At 59.3% G+C, this 24,500-nt stretch carries 23 protein-coding genes; 15 read left to right on the top strand and 8 right to left on the bottom strand.

Going from position 1 to position 24,500, the window contains the following annotated elements; all coding sequences use genetic code 11:
- Positions 1-19: 19 nt before the first annotated feature.
- Genes DWA01_RS11915 through cobA form a run of 3 tightly spaced genes read right to left on the bottom strand, consistent with a single transcriptional unit; the run spans position 20 to position 3,441 of the window.
- Positions 20-1,267, bottom strand: coding sequence for an MFS transporter (locus tag DWA01_RS11915; RefSeq protein WP_114286064.1), 1,248 nt, complete (start codon positions 1,265-1,267; stop codon positions 20-22).
- Positions 1,268-1,306: 39 nt separating this feature from the next.
- On the bottom strand, positions 1,307-2,590 hold the full coding sequence (locus DWA01_RS11910) for a cobyrinic acid a,c-diamide synthase CobB (protein WP_114286063.1): 1,284 nt from the start codon (positions 2,588-2,590) through the stop codon (positions 1,307-1,309).
- Positions 2,587-3,441, bottom strand: coding sequence for a uroporphyrinogen-III C-methyltransferase (gene cobA, locus DWA01_RS11905; RefSeq protein WP_114286062.1), 855 nt, complete (start codon positions 3,439-3,441; stop codon positions 2,587-2,589). The genes DWA01_RS11910 and cobA overlap by 4 nt, the downstream gene beginning before the upstream one ends.
- Positions 3,442-3,594: 153 nt before the next feature.
- Between cobA and DWA01_RS11900 the strand changes: the two genes are divergently transcribed.
- The 9 genes from DWA01_RS11900 to pgi all read left to right on the top strand — a co-directional run bounded on the left by DWA01_RS11900 (position 3,595) and on the right by pgi (position 11,897).
- The gene (locus tag DWA01_RS11900; protein ID WP_114286080.1) at positions 3,595-4,638 is read left to right on the top strand and encodes a cobalt-precorrin-5B (C(1))-methyltransferase; all 1,044 of its coding nucleotides are present in this window, start codon (positions 3,595-3,597) and stop codon (positions 4,636-4,638) included.
- On the top strand, positions 4,635-5,360 hold the full coding sequence (locus tag DWA01_RS11895; RefSeq protein ID WP_114286061.1) for a cobalt-precorrin-6A reductase: 726 nt from the start codon (positions 4,635-4,637) through the stop codon (positions 5,358-5,360). Before DWA01_RS11900 ends, DWA01_RS11895 begins: the two co-directional genes overlap by 4 nt.
- Complete coding sequence (locus tag DWA01_RS11890) at positions 5,357-5,989, top strand: DNA-3-methyladenine glycosylase family protein (RefSeq protein ID WP_114286060.1); 633 nt, start codon at positions 5,357-5,359, stop codon at positions 5,987-5,989. Before DWA01_RS11895 ends, DWA01_RS11890 begins: the two co-directional genes overlap by 4 nt.
- Positions 5,986-6,657 carry an alpha/beta hydrolase gene (locus DWA01_RS11885; RefSeq protein ID WP_114286059.1) on the top strand — a complete coding sequence of 224 codons (672 nt, stop codon included), beginning with the start codon at positions 5,986-5,988 and terminating at the stop codon, positions 6,655-6,657. Before DWA01_RS11890 ends, DWA01_RS11885 begins: the two co-directional genes overlap by 4 nt.
- Positions 6,658-6,844: 187 nt before the next feature.
- On the top strand, positions 6,845-6,979 hold the full coding sequence (locus tag DWA01_RS23880) for a hypothetical protein (RefSeq protein WP_268807730.1): 135 nt from the start codon (positions 6,845-6,847) through the stop codon (positions 6,977-6,979).
- A 356-nt stretch (positions 6,980-7,335) separates the two neighbouring features.
- Complete coding sequence (locus DWA01_RS11880; protein ID WP_114286058.1) at positions 7,336-7,920, top strand: HNH endonuclease; 585 nt, start codon at positions 7,336-7,338, stop codon at positions 7,918-7,920.
- Between the two features lie 241 nt (positions 7,921-8,161).
- Positions 8,162-9,616, top strand: coding sequence for a glucose-6-phosphate dehydrogenase (zwf, locus tag DWA01_RS11875; protein ID WP_114286057.1), 1,455 nt, complete (start codon positions 8,162-8,164; stop codon positions 9,614-9,616).
- Positions 9,613-10,284 (top strand): 6-phosphogluconolactonase, encoded by a 672-nt coding sequence (gene pgl, locus DWA01_RS11870; protein WP_114286056.1) that lies wholly within the window; start codon positions 9,613-9,615, stop codon positions 10,282-10,284. Before zwf ends, pgl begins: the two co-directional genes overlap by 4 nt.
- Before the next feature lie 11 nt (positions 10,285-10,295).
- Positions 10,296-11,897 (top strand): glucose-6-phosphate isomerase, encoded by a 1,602-nt coding sequence (gene pgi / locus DWA01_RS11865; RefSeq protein ID WP_114286055.1) that lies wholly within the window; start codon positions 10,296-10,298, stop codon positions 11,895-11,897.
- A gap of 173 nt (positions 11,898-12,070) precedes the next feature.
- Here the strand turns inward: pgi and DWA01_RS11860 are convergent, their stop codons facing one another.
- On the bottom strand, positions 12,071-12,361 hold the full coding sequence (locus DWA01_RS11860; RefSeq protein ID WP_114286054.1) for an SCP2 sterol-binding domain-containing protein: 291 nt from the start codon (positions 12,359-12,361) through the stop codon (positions 12,071-12,073).
- Positions 12,362-12,621: 260 nt separating this feature from the next.
- On the opposite strand from DWA01_RS11860, the gene DWA01_RS11855 reads away from it, so the two are divergent.
- From DWA01_RS11855 to DWA01_RS11845, 3 genes are read left to right on the top strand one after another with little or no spacing between them, the layout of a single operon-like run.
- Positions 12,622-13,332, top strand: a complete 711-nt coding sequence (locus tag DWA01_RS11855; RefSeq protein WP_114286053.1) for an ABC transporter ATP-binding protein — start codon at positions 12,622-12,624, stop codon at positions 13,330-13,332.
- A gap of 4 nt (positions 13,333-13,336) precedes the next feature.
- Complete coding sequence (locus DWA01_RS11850; protein WP_114286052.1) at positions 13,337-15,700, top strand: ABC transporter permease; 2,364 nt, start codon at positions 13,337-13,339, stop codon at positions 15,698-15,700.
- 4 nt (positions 15,701-15,704) lie between these two features.
- Complete coding sequence (locus tag DWA01_RS11845; protein ID WP_114286051.1) at positions 15,705-16,937, top strand: efflux RND transporter periplasmic adaptor subunit; 1,233 nt, start codon at positions 15,705-15,707, stop codon at positions 16,935-16,937.
- A gap of 111 nt (positions 16,938-17,048) precedes the next feature.
- Here the strand turns inward: DWA01_RS11845 and DWA01_RS11840 are convergent, their stop codons facing one another.
- The 3 genes from DWA01_RS11840 to DWA01_RS11830 form a co-directional block, all read right to left on the bottom strand.
- Positions 17,049-17,969, bottom strand: coding sequence for a hydroxymethylglutaryl-CoA lyase (locus DWA01_RS11840; protein ID WP_114286050.1), 921 nt, complete (start codon positions 17,967-17,969; stop codon positions 17,049-17,051).
- 11 nt (positions 17,970-17,980) lie between these two features.
- Positions 17,981-18,775 (bottom strand): enoyl-CoA hydratase/isomerase family protein, encoded by a 795-nt coding sequence (locus DWA01_RS11835; RefSeq protein WP_114286049.1) that lies wholly within the window; start codon positions 18,773-18,775, stop codon positions 17,981-17,983.
- Between the two features lie 110 nt (positions 18,776-18,885).
- On the bottom strand, positions 18,886-19,827 hold the full coding sequence (locus DWA01_RS11830) for a LysR family transcriptional regulator (RefSeq protein WP_114286048.1): 942 nt from the start codon (positions 19,825-19,827) through the stop codon (positions 18,886-18,888).
- A 136-nt stretch (positions 19,828-19,963) separates the two neighbouring features.
- Here DWA01_RS11830 and DWA01_RS11825 point away from each other — a divergent pair, with 136 nt between their 5' ends.
- From DWA01_RS11825 to DWA01_RS11815, 3 genes are read left to right on the top strand one after another with little or no spacing between them, the layout of a single operon-like run.
- A complete protein-coding gene (locus tag DWA01_RS11825; RefSeq protein ID WP_114286047.1) occupies positions 19,964-21,142 on the top strand; it encodes a CaiB/BaiF CoA transferase family protein in 1,179 nt (392 codons plus the stop codon).
- Positions 21,143-21,172: 30 nt separating this feature from the next.
- Positions 21,173-22,330: an acyl-CoA dehydrogenase family protein gene (locus tag DWA01_RS11820; RefSeq protein WP_114286046.1), complete on the top strand. Its 1,158-nt coding sequence runs from the start codon at positions 21,173-21,175 to the stop codon at positions 22,328-22,330.
- Between the two features lie 11 nt (positions 22,331-22,341).
- Complete coding sequence (locus DWA01_RS11815) at positions 22,342-23,646, top strand: MmgE/PrpD family protein (protein ID WP_160116032.1); 1,305 nt, start codon at positions 22,342-22,344, stop codon at positions 23,644-23,646.
- A 263-nt stretch (positions 23,647-23,909) separates the two neighbouring features.
- Here DWA01_RS11815 and DWA01_RS11810 read toward each other — a convergent pair whose 3' ends face one another.
- Positions 23,910-24,386, bottom strand: a complete 477-nt coding sequence (locus tag DWA01_RS11810; protein ID WP_114286044.1) for an Lrp/AsnC family transcriptional regulator — start codon at positions 24,384-24,386, stop codon at positions 23,910-23,912.
- Between the last annotated feature and the right edge of the window lie 114 nt (positions 24,387-24,500).

The following is a 24,500-nucleotide window of genomic DNA, read 5'->3' as shown; positions in this document are numbered from 1 at the left end:
ACCGCAGTAGAACGAGCTGTTATTCCTCGCTTTTTGGCTGCATCACCAACCAAATTAAGGCGCCTCCAGCCAGCGCCAGAAACGGTGCCATCGCCAGATTGACAGCGGTCCATCCGTCCTGGGCGCTGCTGCCCATGCCGTTCATCAGAGCACCGGACGCAAGCGACGCCAGGGTGACAAATCCAAACACCATCATGTCATTCATCCCCTGAACCCGGCCGCGTTCCTCCGGGCTGTGGGTCCCGGCCAGCATGGTGGTGGCGCCGATAAAGCCAAAGTTCCAGCCAAGCCCAAGCAGGACCAGCGCGCCTTTGAAATGCATCAGCGATACGCCGGACAGACCGATGAGGCCGGCCGTCAAAAGTGTTACCAGACCCAATGTGATTATTCTTTCAGTTCCAAAACGGGCGATCAGGTGGCCAGTGAAAAAACTGGGAATAAACATCGCCAAAACGTGAAAGGACACGATATCGGCCGCATGCATTTCTCCATGGCCCGCGCCAACAACAGCGAGCGGGGTGGACGTCATCACCAGTGTCATCAGCGAATAGGATACCATTGCACAGATGATCGCCACCAATACACGCGGGTTTCTTAGTAATTCCAATCGGCTACGGCCTCTGGCTGCATCTTTTGCAGGGGCCTCAGGAGTTGGGATGTCGAGGAAGAAGAACACGAAGGAACCAACAACATTGATCGCAATTACCGCCAGGTAAATACCCAGGTAATCCACCTGTGAGGCACCCAGAACCGCTACATCCATCGGCTGAAGGGTGGCTTTGACCAGTTGCGGACCAATGATTGCTGCGACGAGTCCACCGGACATCACATAGGAAATTGCTTTGGGCCGGAATTCGGCCGAAGCGGTGTCCGTGGCGGCAAAGCGGTAGAACCCCTGGGCCGACATGTAGACTCCGGTGAAAAGTGAGCCGAGCAGAAATAGTTGAAAGTCTTTTTGAATCAAGGCATACGCGCTGATTGCTGCTCCGGTTGCACCAGACATAGCGCCAATCAGAAAACCAGTTTTACGCCCCTGGTGTTGCATCACCCAGGACAGTGGGTTTGCGGCAAGCACGGAGCCCAGGATGATGAAGGATATCGGCAGAGTTGCCCAGTTGATATTGCTGGCCAGAGATTGTCCCGCCAGGCCGCCCACGATGAAAATCATTGGCATCTGCGCCCCAAGCAAAGCCTGGGCCAGCATCAGAACCATTACATTGCGTCTGCTGCGGAAATTGCTGTCGGGGAGGGCTGTCATATCTGTCATGGAGATATGGGTAAACAGACCTGACAGATATGGGAAGCCTTATTCTGCGATGTTGGTGGCCTGGTCGATCAGGTGCGCGAAAGAGCCGCAGGTCTTGCCCTGTTGCAGCCCCATATCGGCCAAATCATTTCCTTCTGCGTCCTGTGCCTTGAACAGTGGTTCACCTTCGGCGCGCAGGGTTGAGGCATAGTGAAATTCATGGGCGTTCCAGCGGCCTTTGAACGGGCCCGAGCGGCATTGAATATGCCGGTACCCAAGATGCAGTTTGCGACGTGCAAAGCTGGTTTCCAGTGGCAGCAGACCTGCCATGGCATGGCGCACGCCCTGCGCGTCCTCCAGCCCGTCACCCAGCAACATATAACCACCGCATTCGCCATAGATCATCGTGGTTTCTGCGGCTTCGCGTAACGCGTTCAGGAACCGGGTGTTTGCCGCCAGGTGACCGGCATGCAGTTCCGGGTAACCGCCAGGCAGGAATATAAAATCAGTCTTTTCAGGGGCTTCATTGGCCAGAGGTGAGAAAAAACTGACTTCGGCCCCGGCGCCGCGCCAATCCGCCAGAATATGGGGATAGGCAAATGCAAAAGCGCGATCCTGGGCGACGGCGATCCGCTGAGCGGGCGGCACGAGCTTTGGCGCCGCATCCGCTGGCGTCATTTCCGACGCGAGTGAGCAGAGCAGATCAAGATCAAGATGCGCTTCTACGTGGCCTGCGACCTCGTCAAGATAAGCGTCCAGATCGACGTGTTCTTCGGCCTGAACCAGCCCCAGGTGGCGCGACGGTTGTTCAATCTTTCCCAACCGGCGCAGGGCCCCGATCACCGGCAAGCCAGAAGGGGCGAGTGCGGCGCGCAGCATGGTCTCGTGGCGCGGAGAGCCGACGTGATTCAGGATCACGCCAGCCACTTTTACGGCGGGGTCAAAATTTGCAAATCCTGCGATCAGCGGTGCAATCGAGTGCGCCATTCGGGCGCAGTCCACCACCAGGATCACCGGAAGTTGTAAAATGCGGGCCAGATCGGCGGTGGCCCCGCGACCTTTTGGGGGGGCGCCGTCAAACAGTCCCATTGCGCCTTCAATCATCAACAGACCGGTCCCCGCCGCGAGATCGCGCACCCGCCCCGGTGACATCGCCCAGGCGTCCAGATTGGGGCAGGGCTGGCCACAGGCGGCGGCGTGAAACCGGGGATCAATGTAGTCGGGGCCGGATTTGGCGCCGCGTACTGGCTGGCCGCGATTGCTCAGCGCCCGCAGGACGCCCAAAGTCACTGTGGTTTTGCCACTGCCGGAGCCCGGAGCCGACAGGATAAGCCCGCGGCTCATGCCTGTTCAGCCGGGCGCCCACGACCCAGTGGATCCAGATTGCGCGGTTTTTCTCCGGCGGCCAGCCCCTGCCAATCCAGAACCTGGCGCATCAGAACCGAACGTCCGACGCAGATAATCGCCGGCGGCTGCATGGCTGACGCGGCCAGATCGTCGACCAGTGTGCCAAGGGTGGTTTCCAGAACCCTTTGATCGGGTGTGGTTGCCTGCGTGACCACGGCAACGGGCTCATCTGCGGGCCGGCCAGCGTTCAACAGCGCTTTGGCAATCACCGGTGCATGTTTGATGCCCATATAAATCACCAGCACCTGAGATCCCTGGCTGATTGCAGTCCAGTTCAGAGACGAAGGCGTCTCGCCGGATTGATCATGGCCGGTCACAAAGGTCACCGACTGATTTACATCGCGGTGGGTGACCGGAATGCCGGCATAGGCGAGGCCGCCGATACCAGCAGAAATACCAGGTACGATTCGCACCGGAATATCGTGCTGGATCAGTGTTTGCGCCTCTTCGCCTCCACGCCCGAATACAAACGGATCGCCGCCTTTCAGGCGCAGGACACGTTTACCTGCACGCGCCAATTCGACCAGGCGCAGCGAAATATCCACCTGGCGGGCGGAGGGCTTGCCACCGCGTTTGCCAGCAAAGATGCGTTCGGCATCCTCTCTGGCCCAATCCAGGATATCCGGTTGTACCAGCGCGTCATAAACGATCACATCGGCCTGCCGAAGTCCGTTCAGAGCGTGAAGCGTTAACAGCCCGGGGTCACCCGGACCGGCACCACAAAGCCATACCCATCCGGGCGCGAGAGTGGGCCAGGGGCCCGACGGGAAAGAAAGCGAGTCAGTCATGTGGCTCTTATAGCCCTTTGGCCTGCCTGGGGAAAAGGTGTCATGGCGACGGATACCGGCAAGATACGACAGGGAACAATAATTGTGCCTGCAGGCGCGAAAGTGACGGAATTGACTTTTGCTGCGCGTGGACCTGGCCCTATAGTCGGCGCAATGACTGATGACAGACCAAAATTGCGCCGCGGCTGGACCACCGGCGCCTGTGCCACTGCTGCCACCCGTGCTGCGCTGATGGAGCTGTGGGGCGAGGGGTTTCCCGAGCGCGTGCGTATCACGCTGCCACGGGGCGAACGCCCGGAATTCGCTTTGAGCCACCGTGACGCCGGGCCAGGCTGGGCGGAGGCCGGAATAATAAAAGACGCCGGCGACGATCCCGATGTGACCCATCTGGCCGAAATCCGGGCACGTGTTTCTGTCGGCTCTTCCGGCGTGACCTTCCAGGCTGGTGAGGGCGTTGGCATAGTGACGCGCGCAGGGCTGCCAATCCCACCAGGTGAGCCGGCGATTAACCCGGTGCCGCGACAGATGATGACCGAAACGGTAGTTGAAATGGCGGCCAGGCTGGGTCAGTCGCCGGACATCGAGATTACCATTTCAATTCCCGACGGGGTTGAAATGGCGAAAAAAACCTGGAACCCGCGCCTGGGTATCAAGAGTGGTTTGTCGGTTCTGGGCACCACCGGCATCGTGCGCCCGTTCTCCTGTTCCGCCTGGATTGCCTCGATTCACCGCGGGGTCGATGTGGCCCGGGCCGCCGGGCAGAGACATGTCGCGGGCTGCACCGGCGCCACCAGTGAAAAAGTGGTACAGGCGCAGTTTGGCCTGCCGGATTTTGCGATGATGGATATGGGGGATTTTGCCGGCGGGTTGCTCAAATATCTTCGCAAACATCCGGTCGAGCGTGTCACCATTGGCGGCGGTATCGGCAAGCTTACCAAGCTGGCCCAGGGCGCTATAGACCTGCATTCCGGCCGGTCACAGGTGGATTTTGACGACCTTGCTGAGCGGTTGGGAGATCCCACGCTGCGTGAGGCGAATACCGCGTTGCAAGTTTATGAAATTATCGGCGACAGGTATGCCGCCTGGGTCGCCGAGGAAGCGCGTCTCAAGGCGCAGAAGATTGTCGGGACGGCCGCGGTGATTGATACACTGGTCATTGACCGCGCCGGGCGTATTCTGGGGACGTCCTGCCCATGATCCTGGTGCTTGCGGGATCTGGTGAGGGGCGTGAACTGTGCCGTCTTCTGGCCGCCAGTGGCGTTAAAGCCATCGCCTCTCTTGCGGGGGTGACAAAAGATCCCGCGCGGTTGGCGATTGAAACCATTTCAGGCGGCTTTGGCGGCGACGAGGGGTTTCGCAGGTTTCTGCGGACCCGGGAAATAACTGCTGTGGTCGATGCGACGCACCCGTTTGCAGCGCGAATTACAGACCGCACTGCGCGGATCTGTAAAGAAGAAAACGTGGCGCTGTTGCAGATCCTGCGCCCGGCCTGGACCTCTGGCGAAGGCGATGATTGGGTGATGATCGATGACGAGGCCGACGCAGCGCTGCATATTCCTGAAGGGGCCCACGTTTTTATCGGCACTGGTCGCGGGACGTTGCACCGCTTTGAAAATCTGCCGGGGAGGATTTTGACCTGCCGGCAAATCGACGCGCCTGAAGGGCCATTTCCTTTTGCCAACGGGCAATATCTGATCGGGCGGCCCCCATTCTCTGTGGAGGATGAATACGCTCTGTTTTCGCGTCTCAAAATCGACTGGCTGGTGGTGAAAAACGCGGGCGGCGTTCCCAGCCGAACCAAGCTCGACGCGGCGCGGCAACTGGGCATTCGAGTGGCGATGGTGAGGCGCCCGGCGCGTCCCGACACAGCTATGGTTGAAACCGCCGCTGCAGCGCTGGATTGGGTGGTTGAGCAATGAACACGGGCCGCATTATCAGTTCAGACGCCTGTGTCAGTGAGGGGGCCGCCTGGCTGGTGGCGCATGATCCGCGTTTTGCGGCCGCACTTGCGCAAACCGGACCGCTGCCCTTGCGTCTGCGTCCTGATGGATTTGGTGCGCTGCTCGACGCAATTGTCAGTCAGCAGGTTTCTGTTGCCTCCGCCCGCGCGATCTGGGCGCGGGTGCAGGAGGCCGGCATGACGGATCCCGCCCGGGTCCGGGCCGCAAGTGATGAAGACCTTCGTGCCTGTGGTCTCAGCCGTCCTAAAGTGCGTTATGCCCGGGCGCTTGCCGTCGCGGATCTGGATTACCCTGCCTTGTGTGGGACTTCAGATGCGGATGTCATCGCCACGCTGACGGCTGTCACCGGCATCGGCACATGGACGGCTGAGATTTACGCGATGTTTTCGCTGGGGCGCGCCGATGTATTTGCGCACGGAGACCTCGCACTGCAGGAATCCGCCAGGGTGCTGTTTGATCTGGAACAGCGGCCCAATGAAAAAGAAATGCGTGAAATGGCGCAACAATGGACGCCCTGGCGCAGCGTTGCAGCCCGCGCGCTTTGGGCCTACTACCGTGTGATCAAGGATCGGGAAGGAATAAAATGAGCTACAGTCTGGACAGTAAAATGAAAGAGGCCTTTTCGGGGTCCACCACCTCCGTCGTGGTCTTTCTGCACGGCTATGGGGCTGATGGCGGCGATCTTCTTGGCCTCGCGGACCCGATGGCCGAACACCTGCCGGACACCGCGTTTTACGCGCCGGATGCGCCCGAGCAATGTGTCGGAAATCCGATGGGGTTTCAGTGGTTTCCCATCCCCTGGATTGACGGCTCCTCCGAGGAAGAGGCCAGGGTGTCGATGGAACGCTCAGCAGCGCAATTGAATGCCTATCTGGATGAGATTCTGGTTGAGACCGGTCTTGAGCCTGAAAATATGGTTTTGATCGGGTTCTCCCAGGGCACAATGATAAGCCTGCATGTGGCCCCCCGGCGCGAAGAAGCTGTCGCTGCGGTTGTTGGTTTTTCCGGACGCTTGCTTCAGGCCGAACACTTGCAGGATGAGGTGCGCTCGAAAATGCCGGTTCTGTTGCTTCACGGCGATCAGGATGATGTTGTGCCGCCGCAATCCATGCCTGATGCGGCAAATGTGCTGGGCGAGGCGGGCTTTGAAGTATTTGCCCATGTGATGCAGGGCACCGCGCATGGTATCGCGCCGGACGGACTTCAGGTTGCCCTGGCGTTCACCCATGAAAAACTGGATTATCCGCAAGTCTGATTGACCAGAACAGTTCACAATTATCCCGGTCCGTGGCGCGGTGGCCCGCGCCACGGACCGGGTGTCCTGAACGCAGGAGCGCGTTGCGTGCCGGCGGAATCTTACCTGGTATCCCAACGCAGCTTCTTGCGCTTGACACCCCCGCTGCCCCCCCTAGAGTTGACAACGTCTTACAGGAGAATTGACCATGGAAACTTTACTGACCGCATTTATGTTTGTTGCCGTCACCACCCTGGTCACGCATGTTGCTCTGCGCCTGCAGGTCAAACCTGCCCCTGTGCCCGTGCGGGCGCGCAGCACCGTTAAACGGCGCCCGTTCTGAGCGCGGCTTCAATCTGAGATCTCTCTTGCTGGCCAGGGACGGTTCTGACGGGTGTTCGTTGGGGGCAGCAGTGACGTGCCAGCTCAACCGCTCTGAATAATTGCTGTCGAAGCTGTGTTAAACACCGGGTGCCGGGGAGTTGATCACCAGTTTTGTTGGGCAACAGGGGGGCGCGTACTACCTTAACCTGAAGCCCGCCACATATGCGCCACCCTGATGCGCCAGAGACTGTGGATGGGGTTCTGCTATGTTGAGGCTTGTCAGAGCTTTGCTGCAATATATAGTGGGATGTGTGGGGGCGGTCGCGCCGCCCCTGAGCTTTGGCCGGCACGCAGGGTGGAGGTTGGAACACGCAGATGGACGGCGACTTCAGGACGAATTTCGTGCGGGAACCCGGCAGTCTCCGGCATCACCCGGCGCTGGTGCTGAATGCAGACTACCGGCCGCTTTCTTATTTTCCGCTGTCGCTCTGGCCCTGGCAGGAGGCGATAAAAGCTGTTTTCCTGGAGCGGGTGGATATCGTTGCACAATATGACAAAGTCGTGCACAGCCCGTCCCAATCCATTCATATTCCATCGGTTATCGTACTGAAGGATTATATTACGCCACAGAAACGGGTGGCGTTTACCCGGTTTAATCTGTTTTTGAGAGATCAGTTTACCTGCCAGTATTGTGGTACCCGTGGAGATCTTACTTTTGATCATGTCATTCCAAGGTCGTCTGGCGGCATCACCAGCTGGGAGAATGTTGTTGCAGCTTGTTCGCCGTGTAATCTGAAAAAAGGATCGCGCAGCGTGCGAAAGGCCGGGATGTGTCTGAGACAAGCGCCGTGCCGTCCCAGTGCGGAACAATTGCGCAATGTCGGACGGAAATTCCCTCCAAACCTCTGCCATAAAACCTGGATGGACTTCTTGTATTGGGATGCCGAGCTTGATCACTGAGGGGCCATTTTCAGACTGCTGATCTGGCCCGCCGGTTCACCGATGGATTTGGTAATATATTGCTGGTGCCTTGCCGTGAATTCATTAATCCGGGCTGGATTGTCCTCGGAAGATCTTTTAGCCAGCTTCTTAGTAAAACACTCACTTGTCCGCATTGCAGCCAATGCTAGACTTCTGGCGCGAGTGCAGGTATGGGTTGCTCGTTAGCGCTAACAGGCGCATCTGCGTCAGGGAGAGAACTATGGTTTCGCGTGTCATTCCGGTTGATGATTTTGACCTGGTCATTTTTGGCGGCACAGGAGATCTGGCGCAGCGAAAAATCCTGCCAGGCCTGTACCGGCGGTTTTGTTCGGGCCAGATGCCGGAGAGCGCACGCATAATTGGCGCTGCGCGCGCGGATTTGGACAGCAATGGCTGGCGCGATATGGTGCGGGCTTCGATTGCTGAATTTTCCTCTGTGAACCGATGTGATGACGCGCGTATCGACGCATTTTTAATGCGGTTGGAATATGTATCCGTCGATGCCCGTGGTGAAAACGGTTGGAAAGAACTGGCCAGGCTAGTTCGCAAAGACATTGTGCACGCGTTCTATTTCTCTGTCAGCCCCAGCTTGTTTGGCGATCTGGCGGACCGGCTTTATCTGCATAAAATCGGAAATTCTGACAGCCGGATTGTGGTTGAAAAACCATTTGGCCGCGATCTGAAATCAGCGAAGGAATTGAATGCCACGCTTGCGAAGCATTTTGATGAAACGCAGATTTACCGTATCGACCATTACCTGGGCAAAGAAACAGTACAGAACCTGATGGCGGTCCGCTTTGGCAATATCCTGTTTGAACCGCTGTGGAATTCCCAATATGTCGACCACATTCAGATCACGGTTGCCGAGACCGTTGGTGTTGGTGGTCGTGGTGAATATTACGACAAATCCGGTGCCATGCGGGATATGGTGCAGAACCACCTGATGCAGCTGCTTTGCCTGATCGCGATGGAGCCTCCCAGCCGGTTTGAACCCGACGAGGTCCGCGACGAAAAGCTTAAAGTCATCCGTGCGTTAGAGCCGGTTGATCCGCATCATATCGTGCGCGGCCAATATGGGCCGACGGACGAAAAACCCGACTATCGGGAAGATGTCGGCGACGCCCGTTCGCGCACTGAAAGTTTCATTGCGCTGCGAACCCATATTTCTAACTGGCGGTGGGCCGGAACGCCGTTTTATCTGCGCACCGGCAAAAAACTCAAGGCGCGCACATCTGAAATCGTTGTGGTATTTAAAGATGCGCCGCATTCCATTTTCGGGCCTGAGGCCGGCACCCACAGCAACATTCTGCGGATCCGCCTGCAGCCCAATGAGGGCATGACCCTGGGGGTCACGATCAAGGAACCCGGTCCCGGCGGTATGCGCCTGCTCGATGTGCCGCTGGATATGAGCTTTGCAGAAACACTTGGCGATGACATTGCCGACATTCCGGACGCCTATGAGCGGCTGATTATGGATGTGATCCGCGGCAATCAGACCTTGTTCATGCGCGGAGATGAGGTCGAAGCGGCCTGGGCATGGACTGACCCGATTATCGAAGGCTGGGAACGTCGCCATGATGTGCCAAAACCCTATGATGTGGGATCGACCGGGCCGGAAGATGCCCTGATGATGATGCACCGGGACGGGCGCCGCTGGCGGGAGATCAAAGAATGAACCTGATCGAATATCCTGATCGCGAGTTGATGATGATCGACCTGGCCAACCAGATTGCGCACGAGCTGTCCGCTGCGCTGCACCATCAGGACCGGGTCAGCCTTTCGGTGCCCGGCGGAACCACCCCCGGCCCGATATTTGACACGCTGAGTGCCGTTGATCTGGACTGGTCACGCGTGGATGTGGTGCTGAATGATGAACGCTGGGTGCCGGAAAGTTCCGATCGCTCCAACACCCGCCTGCTGAAAGCGCGCCTGTTTCAGGGTTTTGCCGCCAAAGCGCACCTGCTGCCACTCTATGCTGAGGCGGAAACGCCGGAAGAACGGCTGGAGGAGTTGTCCGCCGGGCTGGAAAAAGCGTTGCCGCTGAGCGTGCTGTTGCTGGGGATGGGCGCGGACATGCACACCGCCTCGCTGTTTCCGGGGGCCGACAACCTTGATCTTGCACTGTCCCACGATGCGCCAGTTCTGGTGGCGATGCGGGCGCCGGGGGCGGGAGAGCCCCGCATCACCCTGAGCGCACCGGTGCTTAAATCAGCCGTTTCGACCCATATTGTTATTACCGGCGATGAAAAACTCCAGGCGCTTAAGGCTGCCCGCCATCTGACGCCGGCGGAAGCACCCGTTTCTGCTGTGCTGGGTGACGCAACTGTACACTGGTCCGCCTGAAGGAGCCTGAGATGTTTGAAAAACTGAAATCCCTTCACGTGGCGACGGCTGAACGCGCCATTCTGCAGCTGTTTGATGAAGAGCGCGCCGGAGATTTTTCGATACGTGCCGATGATCTTCTGTTCGACTATTCCAAAACCAATATCGATGCCGCTGCCCGCGACGGGCTGATTGAGCTGCTCAATTCGCGTGGTGTGGCCGCCAAACGCGCGGCGATGTTCTCTGGTGAAAAGATCAACGAAACCGAAGGGCGCGCCGTTTTGCATACCGCATTGCGCAACCTGGATGGCGAAGCGGTTAAGGTCGATGGTCAGGACGTAATGCCGGGCATCCAGGACACGCTGTCCCGGATGGAGACATTTGCCAGTGCGTTGCGCGGTGGCGAGATACTGGGCGCAGGTGGTGACCGGTTTACCGACGTGGTCAACATTGGCATCGGTGGCTCTGATCTTGGTCCGGCGATGGTTTATCTGGCGCTGGCACCTTACGCAAACGGGCCACGATGTCATTTTGTCTCCAATGTCGATGGCGCCCATATCTCTGACATTCTGGTAGGTTTGAACCCGGCGACCACCCTGGTGATTGTGGCTTCAAAGACTTTCACCACCATCGAAACTATGACCAATGCACAAAAAGCGCGCGCCTGGATCGTAGCCTCACTTGGTGAAACGGCCGCGGGGGCGCATTTTGTGGCGCTCTCCACGGCGGCGGATCACACCGCAGCTTTTGGCATCGCGCCGGAGCGGGTGTTTGGCTTTGAGGACTGGGTTGGTGGGCGCTACTCGGTCTGGGGACCGATCGGCTTGTCGCTGATGCTTGCAATTGGCGCTGATGATTTCCGTCAGTTCCTGGCCGGGGCACAGGCGATGGACCGCCATTTCCAACATGCGCCCTGGGCGGAAAACATTCCGGCGATGCTGGCGCTGGTGGGGATCTGGCACAACCAGATTTGTGGTCATGCCACCCGTGCGGTTTTGCCCTATGAACAGCGTCTGACGCGGCTGCCAGCCTATCTTCAGCAGCTGGAGATGGAAAGCAACGGCAAACGTGTGGCGATGGATGGCACAGATCTGCCTTATGAATCGGGACCGGTTGTCTGGGGCGAACCCGGCACCAACGGGCAACATGCGTTTTATCAGCTGATCCACCAGGGCACGCGGGTGATCCCTTGCGAATTCATGGTGGCACAAGAAGGGCATGAAGCGGAACTCGCGGACCAGCACCACCTTCTGGTCGCCAATTGCCTGGCGCAGTCCGAGGCGTTGATGCGGGGCAGAACGCTTGCGGAAGCCACTGAAATCATGTCGCAAAAAGGTCTGAGTGGTGATGAGATTGAGCGCCAGGCGCGCCACCGGGTTTTCCCGGGAAATCGTCCGTCTACCACGCTGGTCTATCCTAAATTAACCCCCTTCGTGTTGGGGCAGATCATTGCGATGTATGAACACCGGGTGTTTGTGGAAGGCGTGGTGCTGGGGCTGAATTCGTTTGACCAATGGGGCGTCGAGCTGGGCAAAGAGCTGGCGTTGGCGCTGAGCCCCGTGTTGGCCGGATCTGAGGACGGGGCAGACAAAGACGGTTCAACCCGGATGCTGGTCGCGCATCTGAAACGCTGAATTTTTTCGCCGGTGCAGGCCGCGATTGTCAGAGCGTTCACTACTCAGTGGTTTGAGCAGGCCCGAAAAAAGGGACTTGCCGGCACTGGTTCTGGCTAAGGAATGCGTTGTCAGTTCCGGGCATCTAAGGGATTTGCGCGAGTTTGAGATTGCCCGGCCCGGCCGAAAACGAACTAGCCCAACAGAGTTCCCAACTTCAGCGCGGCACTCATGTCGCCGCTGACTTTCAACTTGCCCAGCATCACCGCCGTCATCGGGTTTATGGAGCCGTCCAGCAGACCCTGAAAGGTTTTGGACGAGGCTTTCAGCGTGCAGTCGGCGGTCTCGTTGCTTAAAGCGGCACCGTTCTGACCGATCAGAATCGTGCCGACATCTTTGATCTGAAGCGCGATGCTTTTTTCAAGACCGCCTCCGGCCAGTTTTTCGTTCAGACCCCGAAGGGCAGTTTCCAGCATATCGGACATGTGGTCTCCGGCATTAATGTTTCAGCTGACCTTAACGTCAGTTGTGTCGTCGCTCCAAGCCGGACCCTGCGTCGCTTCGCTCATAATTAGTGATGACGGGAAGACTGCAGGAGAGATGTCGGCACCCGCTGCGCACCGGCTTTTGACGGAAGTCAAAGATAAAGCTAGGTATTTGGGTAAGCTTACCTTCTGACAGAGAGCCGTTGCAGCCGTCATGCGGCGGATGTTTGGTTGATGTAATTCGCCGGGAGCCTGGTGTTATGGCGCAGAAATTGGCATTTACGACCTCAGGACTGACCCGGACTTATGGTGCGGGTCAGGCGGCGGTGCATGCGCTGCGAGGTGTTGATCTTGACGTTCCGGCGGGTGAAATCGTTGTCTTGCTGGGCGCTTCAGGCAGCGGGAAATCAACGCTGCTGAACATTATCGGTGGCCTGGATCGTGCCACCTCGGGCAGCGTCAGGTTTGGCGGTGTGGATCTGGGCGCACTGTCGGACAAAGAACTGACGCTGTACCGGCGCCATCATGTGGGGTTTGTGTTTCAGTTTTACAATCTGATGCCGGGGCTGACTGCGCGCGAAAACGTCGAACTGGTGACCGAAATCTCCGATGATCCGATGGCGGCGGATGAAGCGCTGGCGCTGGTCGGGTTGCGGGAACGGATCGACCATTTTCCGGCTCAGCTTTCTGGTGGCGAACAGCAACGTGTTGCGATCGCGCGCGCTGTCGCGAAACGGCCGTCGCTGCTGTTTTGTGACGAGCCAACTGGCGCGCTGGACAGTACGACAGGGCGCATTGTGTTGCAGGTGTTGAAAGACGTGAATGAACAGACCGGCGCCACCGTTCTGATCGTGACCCATGCGGCGGCCACCGCTGCGATGGCGGACCGGGTGATCTATTTTGCCGATGGCGTCATTCGGGATGTGGTTGTGAATAAAGAGAAACTCCTGCCCTCAGAAATTGAGTGGTAGCCGGATGAGCCCGCTGAATCATAAACTGATGCGTGATCTCTGGCGGATACGGGGCCAGGCGCTGGCAATTGCGGCGGTGATTGCAACCGGTGTGTTGCTGATGGTGATGATGGCGGGTCTGGTCACATCGCTGCAGGAAACCAAACGCGCTTATTACGACCGCTACCGCATGGCAGACGTTTTTGCACCGGTGACACGCGCACCCGAACGGCTGCTGCGCAAGTTGGCGGCAATTGAGGGCGTGTCCGGGGTGCAGGGGCGCATCATTGGCAGTGCTTTGATTGACATAGCCGATCAGGCCCGGCCGGTGCGGGCGACAGTTGTGTCGCTGCCGGAAAGCGGCGTGGCCCGCCTGAACACCACCTATCTGGTCAGCGGGCGGATGTTGGCGCCAGACGGTGTTGATGAAGTGTTGCTGCTGGCCAGGTTTGCCGGCGCGCTTGGGTTTGAACCCGGCGACCGTCTGGATGTAACCCTGAACGGGGCGCGGCGCAGTTTTACCATTGCCGGCCTGGTGCAGTCACCGGAGTATCTCTATGCGGTTGCGCCGGGTGAGTTGGTGACAGATGCAGCGCATTTTGCGGTGCTCTGGATGAGTGAGCCGGCTCTGGCAGCCAGTTTTGATATGTCCGGTGCGTTTAATGAGGCTGTATTGTCGCTCACCCGCTCTGCAAACCTGGCCCGGGTGCTTGATGAAATTGATGCGCTGCTGGAACCCTACGGCGGGCTGGGAGCCTATGGGCTTGCCGACCAGGTGTCCAACCGCTTTGTATCAGATGAAATCTCCAGCCTCGCCACCAGCGGCCGTACGGTGCCGCCAGTCTTTCTGCTGGTGGCGGCTTTCCTGCTTTACATCGTGATTTCGCGCATCGTGACGGCGGAACGTGAAGAGATCGGCCTGTTGAAAGCGTTTGGTTACAGCAATGCGGAAGTCGGATTTCATTATCTCAAGCTTGTGCTGCTTATTGCGGTCGCGGGATCGCTTGCCGGCGGCTTTGCGGGCATTGTCGCCGGGCGATCGATGGTGGAACTCTATCTGCAGTATTTTAACTTCCCGCTGCTGGTCTTCCGGCTTGATCCGGGCGCATTTCTGATCAGCGTCGCTATCAGCGTGCTGGCAGCCTCTGCCGGCGGCATTATCGTATTGCGCAAAGTTGTCGCGCTGAATCCGGCAGCGGCGATGCGCCCGCCGGTGCCACAGGATTTCAGCGCCGTGGCGCAGATTGCACCGTTGGTGAGACGCTTTCTGGACCAGCCAAGCCGCATGGTGTTGCGACGGCTGACGCGCCAGCCGATGCAAATGCTGGGCGCGCTGACAGGCATTGCCGCAGGCACCGCGCTTACGGTGGCGATGATTTCACTGCTGTCGGGATTTGACCGGATGATCGCGGTTAGCTTTGGCATTGTGGACCGCAGCGATCTGACCGTTACCTTCACCCGGCCGGTGAGTGAAACGGCGCTTTTTGAGCTGGCAGCACTGCCCGGGGTGATCGATCTGGAGCCGGTGCTTTATGTGCCTGCGGTGTTGTCCAATGGCCTGCGTCGCTACCGTGGACCGGTCACAGGTCTGAAAGAACTGCCGCAGTTGAACCGCGCCCTGGATGGCCGGTTGCGTCCGATCGCCATGCGGCAGGACGGGCTGATCCTGGGCAACAGCCTGGCGCGGGTGCTGGACGTGCGCCCCGGGGATCAAGTCCACATAGATGTGCGCGAAGGGTCGCAGCCTCGGATCAGCCTGCCCGTGGTTGCAATTGCAGATACATTGCTGGGCGCGCCGGCGTATATGGATATTGCGGCGCTGAACCGGGCTTTGGGGCGGGGCGGGCAGCTTTCTGTGGCCTATCTGCGTGTCGACACGTTGCGCCTCGACGCTTTGTTTGACCAGCTGAACGCCATGCCGCTTGTGGCAGGGGCGCAGTTGAAAGCGGACACCCAGGCCGCCTATCAGACACAGATGGACAGCGGTGCCGGGGCAATGCGATTTGTGATGCTGCTGGTGGCCTCCGTGATCACCTTTGGCATCGTTTACAATGCGGCCCGCATCGCCTTTGCTGAACGTATGCGGGAGTTGGCCACTTTGCAGGTGATTGGCTTTACCCGCTCTGAGGTTGCTTTTGTTCTGTTTGGCGAGCTGGCGGTTGTCACGCTGCTGGCGCTGCTGCCTGGCCTGGCAGGAGGACATTACCTCTCTGCAGTGATCGCCGCAGGGTTCAGCACCGATATGTATCAGATCCCGGCGGCGACTACCCCGGCGGGCTTGGGCGCGGCGGCCCTGGCAGTGTTGATTTCGGCCGCTGTTTCTGGCTGGGTGGTGAAGCGGGATATCAACCGGATGGACCTGGTTTCCACCCTGAAAACAAAGGAGTAACGGTGTGGTCAAACGCTATTCGCGCAATGTCCTGACCCTGGTGGCTGCGGGCCTGATACTGGGAGCGCTGGCGCTCGCGTTCCGGCCAGTCGCGGTGCTGGTCGATCTGGGGGCCCTGCGCAGAGGCGCGATGACCGTGACCATAGATGAAGAAGGCCGCACCCGGGTGCATGATGCCTATACCGTGTCCACCCCGGTCGCCGGGCGGCTGTTACGCATAGATGTGGAGCCGGGGGACCCGGTGGTTGCCGGCGAAACCATCGTGGCACGTATGTTGCCAACAAATCCGGCGGTGCTGGATGCGCGCACCCGGGAACAGGCGCGTGCAACAGCGGCCGCGGCCCGGGCTGCACTGCGGCTTGCGGACGCTGATCTTCTGCGGGCGCAGGCAGAAGGCGAACTTGTTGTGTCCGATCTGCAGCGCACCAACGCCCTGGCGGCGCGTGGCATCGTCAGCCGGGCGGCGCTGGAACGGGCGGAGCAAAAGGCCCGCGCCGCAACTGCTGCGATGGACACCGCTGACGCGGCGGTCGCGATGCGCCAGGCTGAGCTGACAAATGCCGAGGCGCAGATGATTGGCTTTGATGACCCTGGCCTGGCCGCGGGCATCGGCAACGGCACCACCCGCAGTGATGAGATTATTCTGCGGGCGCCGGCGAGCGGCTATATCCTGCGGGTGCTGGAACGCAGCGAAACCACCTTGCCGGTCGGGGCGCCAGTGGTTGAAATCGGCGACATTGAAAATGATCTGGAGGTCGAAGTGAAACTTTTGTCCCGCGACGCGGTGCGGGTGCGGGTCGGCAACCGGGTGATTATTGACAATTGGGGTGGGGAAAATGAGCTGCAGGGGCGCGTCAGCCGGGTGGACCCCTGGGGTTACAGCCAGGTCTCGGCGCTGGGAGTGGAAGAGCAGCGGGTGAATACGGTGATCCAGTTCACCGGTGACAGCGCGGAGCGGCAAAGCCTTGGCCACGGGTTCCGGGTCCGGACGCGCATTGTGATCTGGGATTCTGCTGACGCGCTGATTGTGCCGTCCAACGCCTTGTTTCGCGATGGAACCGGCTGGGCGGTGTTTGTTCTCGCTGACGATCGCGCTGTGCTCACCCCGGTCACCATCGGCCATAACAACGGTCAGGACGCAGAAGTTCTGAGTGGGTTGTCGCTGCAGGATCAGGTGGTGCTCTACCCGGCCTCCGGGCTTGCGGATGGCAATCTGATCGCGCCACGGCAGTATTGACGTTCGCGACCCGGCAGACGGGCAGGGCGGAATGGCGGATCCAATAATCTTGAGCGGGTCTGTGGCGATCTGGCGATGCAACCGTGGCAGAATGGGCGAGCGTTCCGGCGATCAGATGGTGCCGGAACGGATCGGGCCGGCGCGCAGCATTTTACCGTGCAACTCTTCGCCCGGCAGCCAGGCAGCGAGCTTTTGGCGCAACTCCAGCAGCGCCGCCATATCAACCCCGGTCACCATGCCAAGGCGTTCCAGCATGTAAACACAGTCTTCCGTTGCGATATTGCCGGTGGCACCGGGAGCAAACGGGCAGCCGCCCAGGCCGCCAAGCGCCGCATCAAAGCGACGAACGCCAGCTTCGGTTGCCGCGACCACATTGGCCAGGCCCATACCACGGGTGTCGTGAAAATGAGCCGCCATTGCCGCCTGACCACAGCCTGGCATCGCATCGTGGAACAGGGTCGCCACGGATTTTGGGTCGGCGTGGCCCACAGTGTCGGCGAGGCTGATTTCGTCAGCACCAAAATCGGCAAGCTGTGCAGCGATGTCACAGACCCGCGCCGGATCGACCGCGCCCTGGATTGAGCAGCCAAACGACGTGGCGATGATGCAGGACAATTGCAGCTTGTCTGTGAGCCCGCGCGCCCTGCGTTCTTCAAACAATGTGCGGGCCATGGCGATGGAGGCGTCGGTGGAACGGCGGGTGTTGGCCTGATTGTGGGCTTCGCTGGCGGAAAGCACATAGGTGATTTTGCGCGCGCCCGCGTCCAATGCACGCAACGCGCCTTTGAAATTGGGCACCAGAACCGAGGCCAGCAAGCCTTTGATTTGCAGCGCACCAGTGAGCACCTCAGTGGCATCCGTAAACTGTGGCATTACTGACGGCGGTACAAATGATGTTACTTCAATCTCGTTAAAACCGGCGGCGGACTGGGTCGCACACCAGTCGAGTTTGATCTCTGTGGGCAGCTGCCTGGTCACCATCTGCAGCCCGTCGCGCAAGCCGACTTCGCGGATGCTTACTGTCTCAGTCATCGCAACCGCCCTTATGCGCCGGTAAAACGCGGTTTGCGTTTCTCGTTAAAGGCCAGGACACCTTCTTGCCGGTCGCGGGTGGGCACGGTGCGGTTATAGGCTTCGATTTCAAAAGCCAGCCCGTCACTCAGCGACATTTGCAGACCGCGGTGAATGGCGCTTTTGGCCTGGCGCACGGCAATCGGGGCGTTGGCGGCAATTTCAGACGCGGTGGCGATCACCGCCTCCAGCAGCGTTTCAGCGGGGTAAATGGCGTTGAGCAGACCCCAGTCCAGCGCGTCTTGTGCGGAAAAACGCCGGGCCGTCAGGATCAGTTCTTTGGCACGGCGTTCGCCCACCGCCCGTGCCAGGGTCTGGGTGCCACCGGCGCCAGGGATGATGCCGATACGGGTTTCGGTCTGGGCAAAGACGGCGGTCTCGGCACCATAGGCGAAATCCAGAGCTGCAGTGATTTCACAGCCGCCGCCATAGGCAGCGCCGTTGATGGCGCCGATTGTGGGCAGCGGGCAGTCCAGAATCGCGCGCGTCATGCGTTCAAAGATCACATGCTGTAATTTCCAGGCCGCGTCACTCATGCCTTTGCGTTCTTTCAGATCGCCGCCGGCGCAAAAGGCGCGCGTCCCGGCACCGGTCATCACCACCGCGCGTATGTCGCCCGCATCCAGGTTGAGGTCTTCAAACAGATGCATCAAATCGGTCGCCATCTGCGTGTTGAACGCGTTGGAGGCCTCGGGGCGGTTCAACGTGACCAGCAGAACATGGTCGGCGGGCCGGCTTTGCAACAGGGTGGTGAAAGTACGGGTCATAAGGGCATCCTGTAGAGAACAGTCAGTTTGTGCAGATCATCGGGCAGGGGTGATCATAGCGCAATTCAAATTTTGGCAGGCCTTCTATGCCATTTTGCTATTGATCCCGGTCAGGGCTGCACCAGATCAGCGCCCGGGCGGGCCTCAAGCTCGCCGCTGGCCAGCATTCCGGCCAGCACGTCTTTCAACAATATGATTACCGCATCGGTGGCGCGAGTGGTCGGGCGTTGCGACGGCTGGGCAAGGATAAGCTCGCGACGGGGTGTTTGAGGCAAGATACGACGGGTCTCCAACTGGCCAGCCTGACGCTCTGCGGCGACGCTGGAGGCGGGCATGAACGTGTGGCACAGGCCGGCTTTGACCATCGCAACCAGGATCGGAAAACTGTCGACATCATAGGCAGATTGCAGTTCCACCCCGTGGTCACGGGCGATGCGGTCAATCACCATGCGTGGCCCCATCGGACGGCTGAGCAGCGCCAGAGGCAACGTGGCCAACTGGTGAATGCTGATAGTATCGCCCTGATCAGGAAGCGCTCCGGGCGGGCTGAGCAACACGATGTCCTCAGTGAGCAATGCGCTGGTCCGCAAGTGATAGGCCTCCGTCGGCCCATAAAGAAATCCGGCGTCAACGGTGCCATCCTGGAGCCATTCCAGCAGGCTCGTGGAATACGCTTCTTTCAGATGCAGGGTGACGCCCGGCAGCTCTTTGCCGACCCGTTGCAAGAGGTGCACCGCCAGCGCGGGGGTCACCGTAGGCAGCACGCCCAGCGTGACCTGACCACTGATGCGTTTGCCCTGAGAGCGCACGTGAGCGACGGATTGTTCCAGCTGATACAGCGGCCCTGAGACCTGGCGCAACAGGTCGCTGCCAGCTTCGGTCAGCTCCATGCCGCGCACATGGCGGTCAAACAGCGGCACGCCAACACTGTGTTCCAGCAGCTTGATCTGCCGCGACAAAGCGGGCTGCGCGATGCGCAACCGGTCCGAAGCGCGGCTGAGTGAGCCGGTCTCCGCGACGCAGATAAAGGTTTTCAACTGTTTGAAATCCATGTGGTGCCTTGCCGTTTTGTTATAGATGCCATGCTGCGATTATAGTTTTCTTATGGGGTGAGGCAATGCAGAGTTCGGCGGTCACAGACGCGGTTGTTGACGAAGCACACGACAAAGACAGGGAAATGAGCGGATCATGGGGTTAAACCGGGAATTAGATGGGATTCTTGTTGTGTCGCTGGAACAGGCGGTGGCGGCGCCCTATTGCGGCCTGCTACTGGCCGACAGCGGCGCACGGGTGATCAAAGTTGAACGCCACGAAGGCGATTTCGCCCGTGGATATGACACCGGCGCCGGTGGGCAGAGCAGTTTTTTTGCCTGGCTGAACCGGGGCAAAGAATCGATCTGCCTTGATCTGAATGCGGATGACGACCGGGCGTTGCTGGAAAACCTGCTGCTGGATGCCGATGTGCTGTTGAGCAATCTCGCCCCTGGCGCGCTGGCGCGCAAAGGGCTGACCGGTGCGGCGTTGCGCAAAAGAAATCCCGGGCTGATCACCTGTGCGATTTCCGGCTATGGCGGCACCGGCGCGGGTGCAGATAAGAAAGCCTATGATTTCCTGGTCCAGGCTGAAAGCGGTCTTTGTTCTGTCACCGGAACAGCGGAGGGGCCGGCACGTGTGGGCATTTCCATCACTGATATCTCCACCGGGCTGACCGCCTATTCGGCGATCTTGCGAGCGCTGATCCAGCGTGGCAAAACCGGAGTTGGCATTGATCTGGACATTGCGATGTTTGATGTGATGGCGGACTGGATGAATATGCCTTTGATGGGCCATCGGTATCTGGGCGGTGCGCCGGCGCGGCTGGGGCTGACCCATGCGAGTATCGCGCCTTACGGGGCGTTTGCCGCCGGGGACGGTACGCAGATATTGCTGGCGATCCAGAATGAACGGGAATGGGTCGCTTTCTGTGACAGCGTTCTGGAGTTGCCTGGGCTGGCGCGGGAGACGCGTTTTGCCGACAATGCCAGCCGGGTGCGCAACCTGGCGGCGCTGACCACAATCATCAATGCGCAGTTCGCCGGGCTTAGTGGTGACGCCTTAAGTGCCCGGCTGAAAACGGCGCGCATTGCCACCGCACGGCTGAACAGCGTGGCGCAATTGTCAGAGCACAGCGCGCTGCGTAATCTGAGCGTGCGTTTTGGCGAGGCTGAAGTGCAGGTGGCGGATCTGCCGGTTAAAACAGACGGGGCCCGCGCGAGAAATGTGCCGCTGCTGGATCAACATGGCGCTGCGATCCGCGCCGAATATTCCCGTGCCACGGCTGAGGGCGCGGGCCGGCCGCAGATGCCGCAACCTGAACCGACGCTCTGAGCCAGAGTTGACCTAATCGAAAGCGAGACGATGAACTACCAACTGGACCACCCCGAAATTCGTGAAGCCGTTTCCCGCCTTTGTGCTGATTTCCCTGGTGAATACTGGCAGAAAACGGACCGTGCGCAGGCCTATCCGGGCGAATTCGTGCAGGCTCTGACCGAGGCGGGGTATCTGTCGGCGCTGATCCCTGAGGAATATGGCGGGCTGAGCCTGACTATTTCAGCCGCCGCTGCAATTCTGGAAGAGATACACCGCTCCGGCGGCAATGCCGGGGCCTGCCACGCGCAAATGTACACAATGGGCACGGTGTTGCGCCACGGATCGGACGCGCAAAAACAAAAGTATCTGCCTGCCATTGCTGAAGGTACGTTGCGGCTGCAGGCCTTTGGGGTGACGGAGCCCACCAGCGGCACGGACACCGGATCATTGCGCACTTTTGCCAGACGCGAAGGCGACGGGTTCATCGTCAACGGCCAAAAAATCTGGACCTCGCGGGCGGAACATTCCGATCTCATGTTGCTGCTGGCACGGACCACGCCGCGTGACAAAGTCGCGAAAAAGACCGACGGTCTGTCCGTGTTCCTCGTTGATATGCGCGATCTGCCGGAGAAAACGCTGACCATCCGCCCGATCCGCACCATGATGAACCATTCGACCACAGAGTTGTTCATGGACAACATGCCGGTGCCGGCGGAAAATATGATTGGCGAAGAGGGCAAGGGGTTCCGCTATATTCTGTCGGGCATGAATGCCGAGCGCATCCTGATTTCAGCCGAATGTATTGGCGACGCCAAGTGGTTCATTGAAAAAGCTGCTGCTTATGCCAGTGAGCGTTCCGTTTTTGGCCGCCCCATCGGTCAGAACCAGGGGGTGCAGTTCCCCATTGCCCGCGCCTATGCCCAGATGCGTGCCGCTGAACTGGTGTTGAAAGAGGCGATCCGGCGCTACGAGGCCGGTGAAAACCCGGGCGAAGAGGCGAATATGGCCAAGATGCTGGCGGCGGATGCGTCCTGGGCTGCGGCGGAGGCCTGTGTGCAGACATTTGGCGGATTTGGCTTTGCAGAAGAATATGATGTGGAACGGAAATTCCGCGAAACCCGATTGTATCAGGTGGCGCCGATCTCGACCAATCTGATCCTGAGCTATCTGGCCGAGCATGTGCTCGATATGCCGCGTTCCTACTGAAAGGCCTTGCTGTGACCCGAGACATCTCTGCTGAAATCGCCCGGTTTGTTGTGACATGCGACGGGGCGTCTGTGCCGCAAAGCGCGCGGGACGTGATGAAATTGTCGCTGCTGGACTGGGTGGCGGTGACGCGGGCCGGGCAGGCGGAGCCGGTCGCGGAGATTGTGCGCTCCATGGTGGCGGAGGAGGGCAGTACCGGGCCCTGTACGGTCGCTGGTCTGGAGCATGGATTGGCACCACGCGGGGCGGCGCTGATCAATGGCACGATTTCCCATGCGCTGGATTATGATGACACCCATTTCATCTATCTCGGCCATCCCAGTGTCGCAGTGGTGCCGGCGGCGCTTGCTCTTGCTGAGGCCGAGGGCGCGAGAGCGTCTGAGTTTCTGGAGGCTGCGTTGATTGGCGTCGAGATCGCCTGCCGTATGGGCGACTGGATCGGTGGGGCGCATTATCGCAAGGGTTTTCACATCACCGCGACTGCTGGCAGCTTTGGTGCGGCGGCGGCGGCGTCCCGACTGTTGAAGCTGAATGAGGCACAGACGCTGACGGCGCTGAGCATTGCGGCGTCGCGTGCAGCGGGGGTGCGGGCGCAGTTTGGCAGCATGGGCAAACCCTATCACGCGGGCATGGCGGCTTCTTCCGGAGTTGAAGCGGCGATGCTGGCGGCGCGGGGTTTTGTGGCCGCCGACCGCGGGCTGGAGGCGCCCCAGGGCTTTGCAGAAACCCATGATGCCGCAGGTCACGACGCAGCGTTTGACGATTTGGGCCAACGTTATGTATTTGAAACGGTGCAACATAAATTCCATGCCTGTTGTCATGGGTTGCATGCTGCACTGGAGGCGCTGACGGAGTTGAAATCAGCGCATAGTTTCAGCCCGGATATGGTCGAAGCAGTGACGATCACTGTGCAGCCGCGCTATCTGACCGTGTGTAATCTGCCGGCGCCACGCAGCGGGCTGGAGGCCAAATTCAGCTATCGTCTGACTACCGCGATGGCGCTGAGCGGGCATGATACGGCCCGGCTGGACAGCTACACAGATGCGGTTTGCAGCGATCCTGGTATGACAAGCCTGCGCGACCGGGTGCGGGTGAAGACCGAAGAGGGCATGGTTGGCACCGTGGCGCAGGTGGAGATTGTATTGAAAAACGGTGACCGCCTGAGCGCGCAGCACGACCTTGCGCATTTGCCCGATCTGACCACGCGCCGCGCCAAAGTCCGTGCAAAAGCCAGCAGCCTGTTGGGGGAGGTGGCCGAGGCCAGCCTTTGGTCCACGATCTCGGGGGAAACCAGCCTGGCGATTTTGAACGGTTGAGCCTGGGCAGATGCTAAGGTGCTTATAGAATGCCGCTGAGCGGGCCCGGGCGTCGTTCCGGGAGGCTCTCCGGGATTTGCTGCCCGACGCAGCCATTGTAGTCCCGTTCCGGCCCGGCTGAATATGGAGGCACGATTTGCCAACTGAACATTGTGCCGGTCCTGGATTTCCATGTTTCAGCCACATCACTAACACCAGGCGGCGGATTGTTTTCAGCGCTGTCAGGGAGTTGTCGAGTGTACCGGCGGCCATTTATCGCTGCTTTATTCCCACGGCGGAACATAAAGGGATGCTTTGATGCGGTCCATGACAACGGTGGTTTTGAAGCCCTTGATATCGGGATTGTCATAAAGAAAATGCCGGGTGAATTCCTCGTATTCATTCATATCCCTCGCACTGATAATCAAAATAAAATCTGTGTCCCCGGTCACGTAATAGGCGCTCATCACACTGGCTTCATTGCGCACAGATTTCTTGAAATGATCAATGATATCAGATCGTTCACGCTCCAACTGCACAGCGATGATCATGGTGAGAGACCGTCCGACGGCCGTGTTGGAGACCACCGAGATATCACCTTCAATGATCTTGTCTGCGCGCAACCGGTTCAGGCGACGTTGTGCAGAAGTGGGCGACAGACCGACTCTCTCAGACAGCTGTGCCGAGGTGAGCTGGTTGTTCAGCTGGACCTCGTGAAGGATTTTTCGATCCAGCGTATCCAGTGTGCGTGATTTAGCCATCTTTACCCAACCCTTGCATAATTAATGCGGGAAATACTCAAGTACGCGTCATTTTACCAGTGCCAGCAGCTAGGATGATCATATTCGCGTTTTGCTCCTGATCATGAAACGGTT

It is taken from the genome of Candidatus Halocynthiibacter alkanivorans, from assembly GCF_003333265.1.
GTDB classification, from domain to species: domain Bacteria; phylum Pseudomonadota; class Alphaproteobacteria; order Rhodobacterales; family Rhodobacteraceae; genus Halocyntiibacter_A; species Halocyntiibacter_A alkanivorans.
The sequence above is the reverse complement of the archived record's forward strand: the minus strand, read 5'-3'. Positions and strand labels throughout refer to the sequence as shown.